The sequence below is a fragment of the Streptomyces sp. NPDC127092 genome, assembly GCF_042722475.1.
In the GTDB taxonomy this organism is placed as follows: domain Bacteria; phylum Actinomycetota; class Actinomycetes; order Streptomycetales; family Streptomycetaceae; genus Streptomyces.
In genome coordinates this window covers 32,743-49,011 of record NZ_JBHXFE010000029.1, presented here as the reverse complement: position 1 = coordinate 49,011, position 16,269 = coordinate 32,743, and the positions used below count along the sequence as shown (strand labels likewise).

Below are 16,269 nucleotides of genomic sequence, written 5' to 3'. Positions count from 1 at the left end.
CCGGCACCCGTCACTTAGCGCTCGCCGTCACGCGTTTTGCCGCACCTGTCGATGCGGCTGAGTCGTGTCGGCGGCTCGCGACAGGGCTGTCACAGGTTCCAAGATCGCTTGACCTTGACCCCAGGGGAAGGACAACAGTCTCCGTAGATCAGAGGAGTGTGTTCGCTGGCCAGGCGGGACGAAGAGGGGGACTACGCGTGACAACGACCTGCGTCATTCTCGACATCGGTGGCGTACTGGAGATCACGCCGGAAACCGGATGGGTGCAACGGTGGGAAAAGCGGCTTGAGCTGCCGCTGGGCACCGTGCACGAGCGGATGCGCGATGTGTGGCGTGCTGGAAGCGTCGGGAGCATCAGCGAACGAGACGTGCAAGGGGAAGTGGCATCACGCCTGGGTCTCGACGCTCACCAGGTCGAAGCCTTCATGGCTGACCTTTGGGCAGAGTATCTGGGAACGCCGAACGAGGAACTCATCGCCTATGTGCGGGGGCTGCAGGGACGATGCAGGCTGGGCATCCTGAGCAACAGCTTCGTCGGGGCCCGGGAGCGGGAGACAGCGCTGTACCACTTCGACGAACTGGTCGAGCAGATCGTCTACTCGCACGAGATCGGGATTGAGAAGCCTGACGTGCGTGCCTTCGAAGCTGTTTGCGCCAGCTTGGAGGTGAGGCCGGAGAGCTGTCTCTTCGTGGACGACGTCGCAGTCAACGTTGAGGCCGCCCAGGCAGCGGGCATGCAGGCACATCTGTTCGAGAACAACATTGAGACGATCATGCGTATCGCCGCTCATCTGAATGCTGGGCCCTTGACTCCGGCACGCGTTCCACTCGGATGACGCGGCCGGCGGGTCGTTTCCGGCCACACCGAGTGAATCGGCTTGCGAACCGTCCGCCACCGCGGTCTTACGCTCGCCGACCTGGGCCCAGCCGTCTGGGAAGTGACAGCGCCTCGGGCGCCCGCCGCTGATGTGGACCTCGCGGGGGTGGTCTCGGCGATCAAGTGAACTTGCCACTCATTCAGCGGATTGCGGGAACGGGGAATCCAGAATGATGGACCCCCAAGGTCTTGCAGACCGTGATCGGTGAACAGGAGCGACGGAGCGTTCGACTGCAACGCCCCGTGAGCCGCCTGTCGGGGCGCAGCGCCAGGTCAGGAGACCAGCGCTGGTGAACGTTGCGCGCGTTGCGCTGCAACAGCGCTGCCTCGGCAACGCACCCACGACGCTCGGCAGGCGCCTCGGATCGACACGGTGCCGGCGCGGCGCTGAAGACTGCCGAGAGCGCCGCAGCCGTTCGTCCGGCCGGGCCGGTGAGCACATGGGAGACCGCCTTGGCCGACTACCGCCGCACTCTCGAAGCCCACCACGGGGTCGCCCCGCCCCGCCCGGAGGACCCGGCCCTCGGCGACGCCGTCGCCCGGCATGGGACGAGTTGACCGAGGCGGAGATCGAGAGTGCGCTCGGCCTGATGGAGGTGATGAGCGTCGAGTACCTGGATGACGCCGGCGACATGCTCACACCGCTTCACCCCGGCTCTGTACGAGGTGCCCGAGGCAAGGCCGAGCACCGCGGGCCCGCCCTCGTCGCCGGCGGCTAGACGGAGGCGGCGCCGGTGGGCGACCTCCGACTCCTGCTTGCGCGCTGCCCCTCAGGCCGGGCGCGGCGAGCACGGTCCTGTGACGCGGCACCGGAGGTGGCCCGGGCGGACAACTGCGATGCGCAAACGCGGGCAGTTTGCGCAGGCGCCATGGCCGCGGGCCTGCCGCACGTCGTCAGGGCAGTGGGGCCCAGGGGTCGTCGTAAGGTTCGGGCTCTTCCGGGCGGAGCATTCGGCGGACGCAGCGCAGAAGTCCCGGTTCGCCGCATCCACCGGCGGCGGTCATCCAGGGCAGGACGTCCATGGCACGGGCGCGTTCGTCCGTGGCCAGGCCGTCGACGGTGGCGTGCAGGACGTCGGGGGCAGGTTCGTCGGTGAGGCAGAGCCATCCGATTCCGGCGGCCAGGCGGACTTCGGGGGCCTCTGCCGGATCCTGCCACCGCTCGCGGATCCACGCAGTGGTCGGCGGGTTCGAGCGGGCGCGGGACGTCTCCGCAGTGGCGAGAATCAGCGCGGCGCGGGCCATCGGGTCCTGCTCCGTGGTGAGCCGGGTGGCGAAGGCAGTTCGGACCGTGTGGTCGAGGTCGGTGACGGTGGCGAGGGCGTAGGAGGCGTCGATGCGGATGGCGGGGTCGGGGTGGTGGAGGAGCGGCAGGAGTGCGGGGGCTTCGGCGGTGATCGCGGCTCGGGCGGCGGCCACGGACCAGCCCGCCGGGTAGCCGGTCACCTCGACCCCGTAGTCGTCGTAGTCGTCGCGGGCGTCGTTATGGAGGCCGGAGCGGTGGAGGAGGAACTCGTCGCGGGAGGCGACGCCGAAGTGACGGGCGCGGGCCGGGGCGGCAAGAACGCCAAGGGCCTCGGCATGGTATGGGTGGTGGTGGTCGGTGGCGACCCGGATCAAGAACGGTACTGCGAGAGCTGCGGCGGCCCGGCTGTCGTTCACGCACCTGCTGCTCAGCACGCGCGTCGCATGGCGAGCGGACCCATCGCCGGCGCTCAGCAGGCGAACGGCCTCCCGCGCCTCTTCCCCGTAAGGGAAGTTCCCCCAGGGAAGGTCGTCAAGGAAAGCTCCGTGGGCGGTATCGCGCCGGATGGCGGCCACCACAGCGCGAATGTCGAACGGGCCTCCCGCGAATGAGGAGAGATCGGCCCCGTCCACCAAAGCCCGGCATGCCGCGAAGGCCGGGTCGGTTCGCCAGTCCTCCACACCACACCACCTCACCGTTGCACCCACAGGGATTCGATCACGCCCGGTTTCATCGACGCAAAGCCGCCGACTCCTGTGCGGTCTCACCCTCACGCCTCCCCGGCGGCAGCCCCCAGGGCACGCCCTGTACATCGCAAGCCCGAGCCGCACAGGGCGCTGATGGCAAACTTCGCACCCACCTCCGGCCCGGAGACCTCGTCGTCAACGAAGTCGGCTACCAGTGGCTGGAGCGAGCCGAAGCGACCTGGTCTTCCAGGTGATCTCCAAGCGCTACGAAAAAGGCTGCGGCTGGCGGGCGATCAGGCCTGCTCGGGTACGCCAGTAGTCGGCGTCGCGAGGGTCGGCAAGCCATCCGATCAGACGTTCAGCGCATGCTTGGAAGGCGCCGGGCAGTGAGTTCTCCTCGCCGACAACAAGACTGAGACCGTCGACGTCATGGGTGGCGTGATCGATGTCGCACCAGCAGCTCACGTTCACCGCCGCGTCGACGGCGAGCCGGCCCAGCTCTGTCCACACAACCTGAAGCTGGAACTCCAGCTGATCACCCCTGGCCGCACGCTCGATGACATTCATCCCGCGGATGATCGGCGTCCACGGCTGCATGCCAGGGAATGCTGCGTGCTGCAGTGCCCATTCCCAGTCCGCCCCGCCCCTGTCGACGCGAGCCGCATCGACGGCCCTCGCCGCATGCTTCAGGGACTCCAAGTCGGCAGCCGAGAGCAGAGGGAAGAGTGTGGTCCAAGGGATGTCGGCGAAGGCAGCTCGGCTCATGGGCATGAATCGATCATCTCTTCTTCCTGGCTCACAAGGAGCCCCTTCTCCGAGGTCTCTTGCCGCAAGGTCGATAGGTTGCCGGACATCGAGCTGAGCAGGTTCATCCGTATGTGGCTGAGCAACTCAACGAGTACGGCGACATGGAGTGAGGGATCAAGATCTTGCTCGAGTAGCCGCTAACCGGCACAAAGGGTGCGTAGGGTTGCACGCTCTGTCTCAGCCTGTGCTCTCTTCGGCGTGGGTGTCTTCATCTTGCGGCTGGGGCGCTGCACCTCGCCCACCCAGCCCATCCTGGACTTCTTCAAGTTGCTCACCGATCGTGTGATGGGCGGTGCAGCGCAACGAATGAGGCCCCCGAGCTGTTTGTTGAGATGTCTGGCATCTCAATCGCGTTGCTCGAGGTCAAGGCCATCCTTACGCCGGAGCGGCAGCGCTGAACATACCCCTGGGTTCAGTCCTGATCTTGGGTGTACTGGGCCGCGTACCAACTGGAGTCGATGGCGGGGTTGCTCAGGGTTCCCCAGAATCGGTCGTCAGGTATCGGTGGCAGTGGCGGATGGCCCAGGTCCGCATGCAGCTCCGCACGCCAGTCGAGAGTGAAGTGGCTACGGGTCTCCGCGCTCTCGCACACGGACCTGTACGGGGACCCCCAGATCCCGAGCGCTATCTTCTCCGCGGCCCACCTGCGCGGGTGGTCTCGTCCGGTGTCGGCCTGCGCGAGCACCGCGCGGAGGCGCAGGGCGAGCGGGCCGGTCTGGTTCGGCTGTGGCGGGGCCGCACCGCGCTCCCAACCGTCCAGGGCTGCCTTGACCTCTGGGTAGTTGTTCAGGCCCGTTTCGACCGCCAGTCTACGCAGCTGCTTCCGCGCGGCGTCGACCACCCGCTCATACGGCAGGACTGCGATCAGCGCACCGAGTTCCTCAAGCCCGTCCAGGTGGCTTACGTGGAGCAGGTCGGTGGGACTGTACGACAGGTCCAGCTCCGGCAGCTGCTCATCCGGTCCGGGAAGGGGTTCGTCGGCACTGTACTGCGGCCTGGCGGGCGGAAGTCCCTCCCAGAAAAGCCGGCCGTTGAACGTGACGACACCAGCGTCCTGGCCGCGCTCCAGCTTGTCGGCCAATTCGGCCAGACACGCACCCAGCGAGTCGGCCTGGCCGAAACTGGTGCCGGTCTCGTCGAAGAACCGTCCGATCGCGCCGAAGGAGTCCCGCCCGGTACGGCAATCCATCAGAAGACCGTCCGACGTCACGTCGTAAGAACCGAACTTCACGTAGTCGTGAAGCCAGTAGTCCTCGGCCTCCCCGTCGAAACCTTGGCCGATGCCGCGCATGAACCCGGTGTCCCTGAGGATCCCGCTCACTCCGAGCAGGCGGTCGCCCGTGCTGAAGCGGAAGGCCTCAGGTCCCTCCAGCGCTCCGTTGTGCCGGAGGAGTGAAGCGACCAGGTCCGGAGGAAAGGTGACTCCCAGTTCCTGTTGCGCTGCTGTGATCTCCGCGTCTCCTGCGGGCGGCCGCAGCGTGGCAAAAGTGCGGGGCGCGTGCTCGCACAGCCACGCGTCGATGCGCGTCCATGAGTCCTGGACCAGGTCTGATGTCATAGGGCCGACTTTAGAGCCAGCGGCTGACAACAGCTTGATCGTCGCTCACCGGCCTTGCCGCTGGGTCGGCGTTCAGGCCGACAAGCTTCGAGTGGCCTCTTGCCCCGGCTCATCGAGCTGCTGGCACTGGGCACTGCAGCCGCCCACTCGACACTGAAGCGCTCAGTCGCAATCACCCGACGGTGACCAACTCGAAGAAGCTCAGTGGACGTGGCCGGGATACTGCCGTCATGGCCGTCATGGCCGTCATGGCCGTCACCCAGCAGCTCGCCCGCATCCCGGCGGAGTATCCGCCGACTGCCGCCAGTCCGCCGGTACGTCGCGGGGCCGTGATCCCCAATGGGATCCGCCGGCGTGCGACGTGCCGGACCTGGACTGGGCACCGATACTGCTGGCGCGCCTCGGAGAGGTGGCCGGGCTCGACGAGGTCCGTTTCGACGCTCTCCGCCGGGCCACAGCCGGCGACACTGCTCTCGGCCTGGGCTTCCTCGACACGTACCCGCACGGCATCGCCCCGTTCGGAGAGACGACCCGGAGCGCCCTTCGGGCGTGGGTGGACCGGGCTGCGTCGCCGTCTGCGTCAGGTGACTTCGTCGAGGAGGTGTGGGCCGTTGTTGCGGACGTTGTTGACGACGGTGGAGACGGGGCGGGCGTCGAGTCGGCCGTCTGCGGGTTGGGTGAGCAGGGCGCGGAGGTCGTCGGTGTTGTGGTGGTGGGGGTCGAGCCAGGCGTCGTAGTGGTCGGGGGTGAGGGCGAGCGGCATGCGGGGGTGGATGCGGCCGGCCGCGTCGGTGGCCTCGGTGGTGAGGATCGTGCAGGTCGTCAGCCAGGCGTCGGGGTCGCCTTCTGCGATGTCGGGGTTGCGCCAGTATTCGTACAGGCCGGCCATGGCCATCACCTGGCCGTCGACGGGGTGGATGAAGTACGGCTGCTTGCGGGTCTTGCCCGTCGTCTCGTCCTTCACCGGATCCCACTCGTAGAAGCCGTCGGCCGGCAGCAGGCAGCGCCGCTTGGCGAACGCGCGGCGGAAGGCGGGCTTCTCGTGCACCGTCTCCACCCGGGCATTGATCATCCGGGAGCCGACCTTCGGGTCCTTCGCCCACGACGGCACCAGACCCCACCGCAGCGTCCGCAGCTCACGGCGCACTTCGCCGCCGTCGTCGTCGCGCGGGGCGCGTTCGAGGACGGCGTACACCTGATCGGTCGGCGCGACGTTCCAGCTCGGCGCCAGTGCCTCGTCGGGACGCCAGTCGGTGACCTCGAAGAGCCGGGTCAGGTCTTCAGGGCTGCGGGTGGAGGTATAGCGGCCGCACATGGAGTCACTGTGCCACGGCGTGCGCGGGTCCTGAGGTCAGACACCGGCTGCCGCGGGCTTCTTCTGGACCCACTGAACCTCCTGACGGCACACCACGCAGAGCGGGTTCCGGGGGATGGCGGGCGGTTCTGTGAGGTTGCCCGTAAATTGCCTTACCGGCCTCGAAGAACATCGGTACAGCGGTTATCGGTGAGAACGATCACGGCCGCCCACCTCGTCACCCGCGATCAGCTCTGCGTCTCCTCGCGGCGTCCAATGGCGGCCGCATCGGGTATGACGAGCAGCTTGCCGGTGGTACGCCGAGCCTCCAGATCGCTGTGGGCCTGGGCGGCCTCGGACAATGCGTAGCGGCCCGTTACGGTGACCTCGAGCGCCTTGGAGCGCACCCACTCGAACACATCGGCGGCCCGTCGGAGCAGTTCGGACCGATCGGCGATGAAGTCCCCGAGGCTGGGCCGGATCAGGGTCAGCGAACCGCCGTGGGCGAGCCGAATCGGATCAAACGGCGGCACGGCACCACTTGCCGCGCCGAAGAGCACGAGATGGCCGCGGGTTCGCAGGCTGGCGAGGCTCGCATCGAAGGTGTGCGCGCCGACGCCGTCGAAGACAACCGGCAGTCCCTGACCGCCGTTGAGCCGCCTCACCTCGGCTGAGAGATTGTCGACTGCGGAGGAAAGGATCACCTCAGCGGCCCCGGCGCGCTTCGCCAGCTCGGCCTTCGCCGTGGTCGACGTCGTGCCGATCACCCTGCCGCCGAGATGGGTGATGAGCTGGGTCAGAAGCAGCCCCATGCCGCCAGCAGCCGCATGCACGAGCACCGTGTCGCCCCTCTGAACCGGGTAGGCGTCCTTGACGAGATAGTGCGCGGTCATGCCTTGGAGGAGCACGGCGGCGGCGGTCTCGAAGCCGATGTCGTCGGGCAGCGGCACCAGCCGGGAGGAGTCCACGACGGCCCGCTCGGCATACGTGCCGGGAATCTCCACCCAACCGACCCGGTCCCCGACTGCGACGTCAGCGACGCCGGGGCCGACTTCGACGACCGTGCCGGCGCCCTCAGCGCCCGGGGTGAAGGGCAGCGGGAGGCTGTACCGGCCTTCACGGTGGTAGACGTCGAGGAAGTTGACCCCGGAGGCGGCGACCTCCACGACCGCCTCGCCCGGACCCGGCCGCGGCTGGTCCACCTCGGCCTCCTGCAGCACCTCGGGACCGCCCACTTCGTACACCTGTATCGCTCGCATGGCCCTCCAATAACGGCTCATCCGCCACCAACCCCGTTGATGGCGATTAATGGCTCATCCGCCACCAACCCCGTTGACGGCGATCCGATTCCCGGCAAGCAGACAAGCCCGCCGCCCCTGCCGAGAGCGGAGACGCCTGCTTTGCACCCGGGTCTGGGACAGCAGATCGAGGCCGTCAAGGGTCGACGAATGCACCACCCGCGCCGGGCGGCTGGGACCGTCGCCCGGTGCGGGCTTGGCCACCGGCGTCGGGTTCAGCCTCGGTGGTTGAGTGCCCGCGTGAGCTCCCGGTTCGCCGCGCGGGCGCATCGAGTTCAGCCTGCTGGTCGTCGATATGGCGGGTCAGTTCGATTTCGCGCTGCTCGAGGCGGCTGATGGTGGCTTGCAGCTCGGCGATGTCCGCGCTTGCGCCCAGGCCGGCTTCGCGCCATGCCTGCCGCCCGAGATGCTGGTTCAGATGGTTCTCCCGTTGCTGTACCCGGCTGGACAGCCGGGAGGCCCGGGCGCCGGCGTTGTCGCCTGGTTTCGGGCCCAGCCGTCGGCCTCGAAGGCAGACATGAGGCGCTCGCGGCTGCGGAGCAGGTCGGCGAGGTGGAGGCCTGGACGAAGAGGCAGCCGATCTCTGCCGGTACCTGGCCACCGAAGCGAACTGGTTGGTCGAAGTCGAGGAAGGCGTGGTTGATCTGCGCACACCTCACGAGGACTGGGATCTCTACTTCGGGGCGCTCAGCGACCTGAAAGAGCTGATCGAGGACGGGGGCACGTATCGCAGCAAGCTGGAGGCGTTCATCGTGGACATGAGCAGATCGCCCGTACTCCGATGATCTCTGGGCATGCCCTCGAGGAGGTCATGGTCAAGGTGATCGGGCACACCTATGAGCCCCTGTGCACCGGCGGTGAGTTCTCACAGAACAGCATGGACTCGTCTCGGGGGAGGTGAGGACGACGCTGCGGACGCTCCGCGCATCGGCGACGTAGTCGCTGCCGCAGACCACATGTGCTGCTTGGGCAGGCGTTTCGGTGCCTGTGTCATCTGCCCGGCCGGATGTTCCGGTTAACGCGGAAGACGTTGTCCGGGTCGTATTCCGCCTTGATCCGGCGAAGACGCTCGTGGGTGCCGCGGTACGCGTCGGCGGTTCTGGTGTCGTCGTCCTCGGCCAGCTGGAAGTTGACGTAGTTTCCGCCGGTCGAGAACGGACGGATCCTCTCCCACCCCTGGCGGACTGCGGCCACGATCCCCTCGCCGTCGGCGTGCGGAGGCCATACTCCGGAGAAGCCGCTGATGAACCGGGCTTCCCGGTTGCCGACCGCTCCGCCGTCGCCGTCAGCCTCGTTCAGCGCACCGGCGAGGTGGAAGATGGCGGAGAAGGACAGTGGAGAGGAGACCTCCAGAGCCGCGTCCCGGAACACGGGGAGGTACTCGCCCGGCAGACCGGGGAGGAACTCCGCCTTCCAGTACTGGTTCAGGCCCTTGGGTTCCATCGCGTCGAGCATCGACTGCTGGGCCGCGTACGGCTTCCGGCCGATCAGGTCGAAGATCGGCTCTCCGAGGGGGCGCAGCGGGGCGAGGTCGGCTTCGGCGTTCGCGCCGCTGTGGCACACGAGCAGCCCGACGACAGGCTTGAGGTGCCATGCCTCCGGAACGAACGGCGCCGGCGGAGCGAGCCGGACGATGGCCACCGCCGTCAGCTCGCGGGGAGCGGACGCGGTGAGTTCCCGGTAGGCCGCGAGAACCTCGTCCGCCTGGTCCATGCTCCAGGCTGCCAGGCCTCCGGTGATGACGGGTCCGACCTCGTGCAGCCGGAAGGTGAAGCGGGTGACCACGCCGAAGTTGCCTCCGCCGCCGCGGACCGCCCCGAACAGATCAGGGTTCCGTGCCCGGTCAGCGGTACGTATCCTTCCGTCCGCCGTGACGATCTCGACCTCCTCGAGGTTGTCGGCCGCCCAGCCGAACCGGCGTGTCAGATAGCCGAATCCGCCGCCGAGGGTCAGGCTGGCGACTCCCGTCTCGGACACGAACCCGAGCACCGTCGCCAGACCGTACTGCTGCGTCGCGCCGTCGACGTCCTTCAGCAGGCACCCGGGACCGGCCCGCGCAAGGCGGGCCGCCGGATCCACGGTGACCTCCTTCATCCGGGACATGTCGAGGGTCAGCCCGCCGTCGGCGAGTGCCGTGCCGGCGATGTTGTGGCCTCCGCCCTTGACGCTCAGCAGCAGGCCGTGGTCCGCGGCGAACGCCACTGCCGTGGCCACGTCCCGGGCGGAGACCGGCTGGACGACCAGCGAGGGCCTCGACGGGACCGTGGCGTTCCAGAGCTGGACGGCTTCGCCCCAGCCCTCGTCCCCGGCCATGAGCACCGGCCCGTCGATAGCCGGGAGCCGAGTTGTTCGAGCCGAGCGGAGGTCAGGCCGACGTACCCGCCGTCGAGTGCGGTGATGTCGAACGTTCTTGTCCTCATCTCTCCTCCTCTCCGGACATCCCCATCGCCGCGCGCAGCGCGTCGAGGAAGGCCTCCGTCTGCTCCGCGGCGGGGTCGTCCCGGCAGTCCTCGATGACGTGCAGCGGCCAGCCGTACCGGGCGCTCGCCGCCTCCGCCGTCCGCAGCCGTACCTGGAGGTCGTACCGACCGTGGATCAGATCTGTGGGGACCGTGATGCCGGTGAGATCGCCGGACGGGATCGGTGGCACGCCGACACGCGGGATGATGCCGCGCATCGCCGCTTGCACGCTCGGTGTGCGGGCCCGGTCCAGGGCGTAGTCGAGCAGTGGCTCCCACTGCTCTCCGGCCTGCTCGCCCACCCGGTCCATGTCGAGGAAGCACCGGTCGAAAAGACGGTCCTGGCTCTTCGGAGTCGGGCGGGCGACGAAGCCCATCATGGGCACCGCGAAGCTGGGTGCCGGCCGGAACCAGCCCAGACCCATCGTGTCGACCAGGACCAGGTGGGCGAGGCGGTCGCCGTGCCGCACCGCGTAGCGGGCGGCGACCGCGCCTCCCAGCAGGTGGCCGACCAGTACGGGCGGCCTCCCCTGGCAGGTCTCCTCGATCAGCTCGGCGAGCCAGGCGAGGACCGTGTCGGCGTCGAGCCGACCGTCGCGCACCTCCGAGGCGCCGTGGCCGGGCAGGTCGGGAGCGATCACCCGGTGGGTCCGGACCAGGTCGGGGACCACGTTGATCCAGACGGCGGCGAACTCGCCCTGCCCGTGCAGCAGCACCAGCGGTGGGCCGTCACCGCCTTCCAGGACGGAGGTGGACACCGTCCCCAGCTCAAGCCGCCGCTCGGTCAGCGGCATCGCGGCGAGGAGCCGGTCGCGCGCCTGCCGACCGGCGGACGTCTCCCCTTGCGGCGTATGGGTCCGAGTGCTCATCACGGCCTCCTTCCACTGTGCCTGCCAGACCCGCGGGACCCGCGAGGCCTGCAAGGAAAGAGTCCGCCTCCGGTGGCGGTGTCCGCGTCCGCCGCATCAACCAACTCGGCCGACACGCGCCGCGTGGGTATTTCTGTGCAGCGGCCTCACCTCGGTACGAGGTCGTGCTCGTAGGCGTACGCGGTCGCGGCGGCCCGTGAGGAGACGCCCAGCTTGGTGAACATGTTGCTCATGTGCCGGGCGACCGTCTTGTCGCTGATGACGAGGCTGTCCGCGATTTCCCGGTTCGACGCGCCGGTCGCGACCAGGCGGAGCACCTCGACCTCGCGAGGGGTCAGGCCTCCGGGATTCGCGAACGAGGCCGCGCCCGCCCGGTCCATGAGCTGCCGCGCCTCCTCCAGCGCCGGCATCGCCCCGAGCCGCTCGAAGACCTTGCAGGCGGCTTCCAGCTCCATCTCGGCCGTGTCGTGATCGCCCAGCCGACGGCACGCCCGCGCAAGCTGCAGCCGTGCGCGCCCTGTCTCGTAAGGGGCACCGACCTCGTGCCAGGCGACCCACGCACGGCGCAGGGCCGCGCACGCGGCCTCCGGTTCACCGGCGGCCAGGAGCACCGACCCGCGTGCGTACGCGACCACCGCCCGCAAGTACGGCGAGTCGAATCCGGCAGCGATCTTGCCGAGCTCGTCCACCGCCAGCTGAGCGTCCTCGACGGCCCCGGTGGCGAGCTCGATCTCCACACAGCCGGCCAGCAGCCTGGGCCGCTCCTCCGTCACCCCGGTCTCCCCGAACGACCTGCGGATCGCCGTGGCGGCGTCGTCCAGGCGGCCCTGTGCCAGCCGGAGCAGGGCCAGGCCCGGCTGCGCCGGGTGCCCCCAGGCGACGGCCTCGCGGTAACAGCTCTCGGCCCGGGAGAACTCGCCGCGCAGCCGGAACAGCTCCGCGCGCTGATACAGCGCCATGCCCGTCACCGGGTCACCCGGCGGCTCGGACAAGTGCTCGCACGCCTGCCGCGCCTCCTCCAGTGCGTCGGCCCACTCGCCGTTCAGCTGCATGATCTCCGAACGGTGCACCAGACACTGGCCCCGGTACGGCTTGAGGTCCTGCTGCGTGGCGCACCAGCGGCTCAGCGCGGCCGTCCACTCCCGTACGCGACCGAGGTCGAAGATCCCGCGGCAGGCGAGGATCACGGCGCAGTAGACGATTCCGGCGACGACGGGCGACACCTCGCCCGTGGTCACGGCCACCATCGTCTCGTCCAGCATCGCCACGCCCTGTGCCGTCCGGCCCTGGGCAATCAAGGCCTGACCTTGGCCGAGCCTCCCGAACGCCCGCAGATCGGCGTCGTCGAACCGGTCGGCGATCTCGGTGATCTCGACGAACGAGCGGCAGGCCCCTTCGGCATCGCCGCCGCTCAGCGTCCGCAATGCCAGGGGAACACGCAGGTACCCCTGCTCGGCGCAGTCCGGCGCAGCGTCCTCGAGGATGCGCTCCGCTCGTGCGAGCCACCCGCCACCGCGGGCGTGTTCGCCACGCATGAGAAGCGTGAGTCCGATCCAGAAAGCGCACCGTACGGCCGCCGCCGGGTCGCCTCGGTCCAGGAACGCGTGATGGGCCCGTTCCCAGGTCCCGGTCGCCGCATCGGCGGCGCCGATGAGACAAGCCGCCCGCGCCATCCGGTCGAGATCATCGGCCTCCAGGGGGTCCTGTCGATCGGCGGTCGACAGGCTCTCGTACGCGTCCCGCCAGGCCAGCCGCTCGTACGCCTCGCGGCCCTGCGCACGTGGATCAACGGTGGCCAGGAATGCTCCCGTGGGCGACGAGCCCCCCTGGGCAGCGTATGCGGTGATCTTGAGCCATGCGCGCTGACAGCTCGCTGTTCGGCGGGGCGGGCGGCGTCAGGTAAGAGCCGGTTGACGTCGCGCGGCTCATCGCGCGTTAGTGGCCGCGCCGTTGCAGAGCACCGCTACGGTGAACCGGCAGAGATATATGAGACCTCCCACCCATTTCCACGGATGAATCCCTCACGCAGGCGAATAGCTGCTGTGAGGTTCGCAAACGAAGCACCAGGGGGTATGCCCCTGGCCGTGCGGGGAAGGCGCAGGGCATTACGGGTATAAGGCGCGCCTCAGTGGGTTTCGGGAGGCTGGCATGGCTCGGTCGGTCGGTATCGATCTGGGAACGACGAATTCGGTTGTGTCCGTCCTGGAGGGCGGCGAGCCGACGGTTGTCGCGAACGCAGAGGGTGCCCGGACGACACCGTCCGTGGTCGCCTTCGCCAAAGGCGGGGATGTCCTGGTCGGTGAGCTGGCCAAGCGGCAGGCGGTCACGAACGTGGACCGCACCGTGCGGTCGGTCAAGCGGCACATGGGAGAGGCGGACTGGCGATTCCCCGCGAGCGGCGACGTCGACGGCAAGCGTTACACGGCGCAGGAGATCTCGGCGCGGGTGCTGCAGAAGCTGAAGCGCGACTCCGCGTCGTACCTGGGCGAGGACGTCACGGACGCGGTGGTCACCGTTCCCGCGTACTTCAACGACGCACAGCGCACGGCCACGAAGGAGGCCGGTGAGATCGCGGGCCTCAACGTCCTGCGCATCGTGAACGAGCCGACCGCCGCCGCCCTCGCGTACGGCCTGGACAAGGAGAACGACCAGACGGTCCTCGTCTTCGACCTCGGTGGCGGCACCTTCGACGTGTCCCTCCTGGAGATCGGTGAGGGCGTGGTCGAGGTCAAGGCCACCAACGGCGACACGCACCTCGGTGGTGACGACTGGGACCAGCGGGTCGTGGACCACCTGGTGACGCAGTTCAAGAACGGCTACGGCGTGGACCTGTCCAAGGACAAGATGGCGGTGCAACGGCTGCGCGAGGCCGCGGAGAAGGCGAAGATCGAGCTGTCGTCCGCGACCGAGACCACGATCAACCTGCCGTACATCACCGCGTCCGCCGAGGGCCCGCTGCACCTGGAGGAGAAGCTCACCCGCGCCCAGTTCCAGCAGCTGACCGCCGATCTCCTGGAACGCTGCAAGGAACCGTTCCATCAGGCGGTGCGGGACGCCAGGATCAAGGTGTCCGACGTCGACCACGTGATCCTGGTGGGCGGATCGACGCGGATGCCGGCGGTGACCGAGCTGGTCCGGGAGCTGACGGGCAAGGACCCGCACAAGGGCGTGAACCCCGACGAGGTCGTCGCCGTCGGCGCGGCCCTGCAGGCCGGTGTCCTCAAGGGCGAGGTCAAGGACGTCCTCCTGCTCGACGTGACCCCGCTGTCCCTCGGCATCGAGACCAAGGGCGGCATCATGACCAGGCTGATCGAGCGCAACACCACGATCCCCACCCGGCGCTCGGAGGTCTTCACCACCGCCGAGGACAACCAGCCCTCGGTCACCGTGCAGGTCTACCAGGGCGAGCGCGAGATCGCGGCGTACAACAAGAAGCTCGGCATGTTCGAGCTGACCGGCCTCCCGCCGGCCCCGCGCGGCGTCCCGCAGATCGAGGTCGCCTTCGACATCGACGCCAACGGCATCATGCACGTGACCGCGAAGGACCTGGGCACGGGCAAGGAGCAGAAGATGACCGTCACCGGCGGCTCCTCGCTGCCGAAGGACGACATCGAGCGGATGATGCGCGACGCCGACGCTCACGCGGAGGAGGACCGGCGCCGCCGCGAGGCCGCCGAGACCCGCAACCAGGGCGAGCAGCTCGTCTACCAGACCGAGAAGCTGCTCAAGGACAACAAGGACAAGGTCCCCGGTGACATCAGGACCGAGGTCGAGACCGCGGTCGCCGAGCTGAAGGAGAAACTCAAGAGCGAGGACACCGCGGAGATCCGCGCCGCCGTCGACCGGCTGGCCACGGTCGCCCAGCGGATCGGCACCGCGATGTACGCGCAGCAGGAGACTCAAGGGGGCGCGAGCCCCACAGCCGACACCGGAGCGGAAGGCGGAGCGGGCAGCGAGGACATCGTCGACGCGGAGATCGTCGACGAGGACAAACGGGAGGACGAGGGCAAGCAGGGCAAACGGTGAGAGGAAGCGAGGCGAACGGCTAGCGGGACGACAGCCGAGCCGAAGCGCGTGTCCGAGTGCGAGGCGATCGAGCCATGACCCAGAAGAAGATCATCACGGTGATCGGAGCGACCGGCAGGCAGGGCGGCGGACTCGTCCGGGCCGTCCTCGCCGACCGCGAGGAGGAATTCACGGTACGCGCCGTCACCCGCCACCGCGACGGGGAACCCGCCCGGGAACTGAAGCGCCTCGGCGTCGACGACATCGTCCGGGCCGACATGGATGATCCGCCCAGTCTCGCGCCCGCCTTCGAGCACGCGTACGGAGCCTTCGTCGTCACGAACTTCTGGGAGCACCTTTCCGCCGAACGGGAGAAGACCCAGGCCCAGGCGGTCGCCCGGGCCGCCTCGCACGCGGGGGTCCTGCACGCAATCTGGTCCACCCTGGAGGACACCCGGGACTGCGTCCCGCTCGACGACGACCGCATGCCCACGCTCCAGGACCACTACAAGGTGCCGCACTTCGACGCCAAGGCCGAAGCCGACCACTATTTCCTGGACGAGGCAGTGCCCACCACGTTCCTGCGCACCACGTTCAACTGGGAGAACCTCCTCGGCACCTTCGCCCCACAGCGCGGCCCCGACGGTACCCTCCAGCTCGCCTACCCCATGGGCGAGAGCCGGCTCTCCGGGATCGCGGTCGACGACATCGGCAAGACCGCCCTCGCCATCCTCCGGCGCGGAGCCGACCTCATCGCCGCCACCATCAGCATCGCCGGAGAACACCTCAAGGTCGCCGACATGGCCGCGGCGCTCACCACGTCCCTCGGCGTACCCGTACGCTACCGGCCCCTCACACCCGACGAATGGCGCGCGCAGGGCACACCCGGCGCTGACGAAACGGGCAACATGTTCCAGTACTACGCGGACTGCGAGCACCGCTTCACCGCCGCCCGCGACCTCACCGCGGTACGCGACCTCAACCCCGCCCTCCAGGACTTCGCCACCTGGCTCGCCGCCCACCACGGCAGACTGCTCACCACCTGGGCATGACACCCGACCGTCGCAGTCCGCCATCGCGCTCACCCTCGTCAGCGCGGGCATCCCGAGCCGGAGGCCCTCGTGCCTCGGACCCGCGGTGATCGAGCGGCGCAGAGGAGATCCTCAGGCG

General features: G+C 68.7%; 13 protein-coding genes. 5 read left to right on the top strand and 8 right to left on the bottom strand.

Annotation, left to right across the window (positions count from 1 at the left end):
- The first annotated feature begins 197 nt into the window (after positions 1 to 197).
- Together ACFWJO_RS23495 and ACFWJO_RS23490 are read left to right on the top strand one after the other, a co-directional pair.
- Complete coding sequence (locus ACFWJO_RS23495) at positions 198 to 836, top strand: HAD family hydrolase (protein WP_386867999.1); 639 nt, start codon at positions 198 to 200, stop codon at positions 834 to 836.
- Positions 837 to 1,431: 595 nt separating this feature from the next.
- Complete coding sequence (locus ACFWJO_RS23490; protein ID WP_386867997.1) at positions 1,432 to 1,596, top strand: hypothetical protein; 165 nt, start codon at positions 1,432 to 1,434, stop codon at positions 1,594 to 1,596.
- A gap of 175 nt (positions 1,597 to 1,771) precedes the next feature.
- Here ACFWJO_RS23490 and ACFWJO_RS23485 read toward each other — a convergent pair whose 3' ends face one another.
- From ACFWJO_RS23485 to ACFWJO_RS23465, 5 genes are all read right to left on the bottom strand, one after another.
- Entirely contained in the window at positions 1,772 to 2,497 is a 726-nt protein-coding gene (locus tag ACFWJO_RS23485; protein WP_386867995.1) for a hypothetical protein, read from the bottom strand.
- A 576-nt stretch (positions 2,498 to 3,073) separates the two neighbouring features.
- Positions 3,074 to 3,580 carry a hypothetical protein gene (locus tag ACFWJO_RS23480; RefSeq protein WP_386867993.1) on the bottom strand — a complete coding sequence of 169 codons (507 nt, stop codon included), beginning with the start codon at positions 3,578 to 3,580 and terminating at the stop codon, positions 3,074 to 3,076.
- Positions 3,581 to 4,028: 448 nt separating this feature from the next.
- On the bottom strand, positions 4,029 to 5,174 hold the full coding sequence (locus ACFWJO_RS23475) for an SMI1/KNR4 family protein (RefSeq protein ID WP_386867991.1): 1,146 nt from the start codon (positions 5,172 to 5,174) through the stop codon (positions 4,029 to 4,031).
- A 580-nt stretch (positions 5,175 to 5,754) separates the two neighbouring features.
- Complete coding sequence (locus tag ACFWJO_RS23470) at positions 5,755 to 6,489, bottom strand: SOS response-associated peptidase (RefSeq protein ID WP_386867989.1); 735 nt, start codon at positions 6,487 to 6,489, stop codon at positions 5,755 to 5,757.
- Between the two features lie 227 nt (positions 6,490 to 6,716).
- A complete protein-coding gene (locus ACFWJO_RS23465) occupies positions 6,717 to 7,727 on the bottom strand; it encodes a quinone oxidoreductase family protein (RefSeq protein ID WP_386867988.1) in 1,011 nt (336 codons plus the stop codon).
- Positions 7,728 to 8,380: 653 nt separating this feature from the next.
- Here ACFWJO_RS23465 and ACFWJO_RS23460 point away from each other — a divergent pair.
- The gene (locus tag ACFWJO_RS23460; protein ID WP_386867987.1) at positions 8,381 to 8,551 is read left to right on the top strand and encodes a hypothetical protein; all 171 of its coding nucleotides are present in this window, start codon (positions 8,381 to 8,383) and stop codon (positions 8,549 to 8,551) included.
- Between the two features lie 205 nt (positions 8,552 to 8,756).
- On the opposite strand, the gene ACFWJO_RS23455 is transcribed toward ACFWJO_RS23460, so the two are convergent.
- The 3 genes from ACFWJO_RS23455 to ACFWJO_RS23445 all read right to left on the bottom strand — a co-directional run bounded on the left by ACFWJO_RS23455 (position 8,757) and on the right by ACFWJO_RS23445 (position 12,629).
- The gene (locus ACFWJO_RS23455) at positions 8,757 to 10,079 is read right to left on the bottom strand and encodes an FAD-binding oxidoreductase (RefSeq protein ID WP_386868085.1); all 1,323 of its coding nucleotides are present in this window, start codon (positions 10,077 to 10,079) and stop codon (positions 8,757 to 8,759) included.
- 103 nt (positions 10,080 to 10,182) lie between these two features.
- Complete coding sequence (locus ACFWJO_RS23450) at positions 10,183 to 11,094, bottom strand: alpha/beta fold hydrolase (RefSeq protein WP_386867985.1); 912 nt, start codon at positions 11,092 to 11,094, stop codon at positions 10,183 to 10,185.
- Positions 11,095 to 11,240: 146 nt separating this feature from the next.
- Entirely contained in the window at positions 11,241 to 12,629 is a 1,389-nt protein-coding gene (locus ACFWJO_RS23445; protein WP_386867983.1) for a LuxR C-terminal-related transcriptional regulator, read from the bottom strand.
- Between the two features lie 613 nt (positions 12,630 to 13,242).
- Between ACFWJO_RS23445 and dnaK the strand changes: the two genes are divergently transcribed.
- Both dnaK and ACFWJO_RS23435 read left to right on the top strand, forming a co-directional pair.
- The gene (gene dnaK, locus ACFWJO_RS23440) at positions 13,243 to 15,120 is read left to right on the top strand and encodes a molecular chaperone DnaK (RefSeq protein WP_386867981.1); all 1,878 of its coding nucleotides are present in this window, start codon (positions 13,243 to 13,245) and stop codon (positions 15,118 to 15,120) included.
- 74 nt (positions 15,121 to 15,194) lie between these two features.
- Positions 15,195 to 16,151 carry an NmrA/HSCARG family protein gene (locus ACFWJO_RS23435; RefSeq protein ID WP_386867980.1) on the top strand — a complete coding sequence of 319 codons (957 nt, stop codon included), beginning with the start codon at positions 15,195 to 15,197 and terminating at the stop codon, positions 16,149 to 16,151.
- The last annotated feature ends 118 nt before the right edge of the window (positions 16,152 to 16,269 follow it).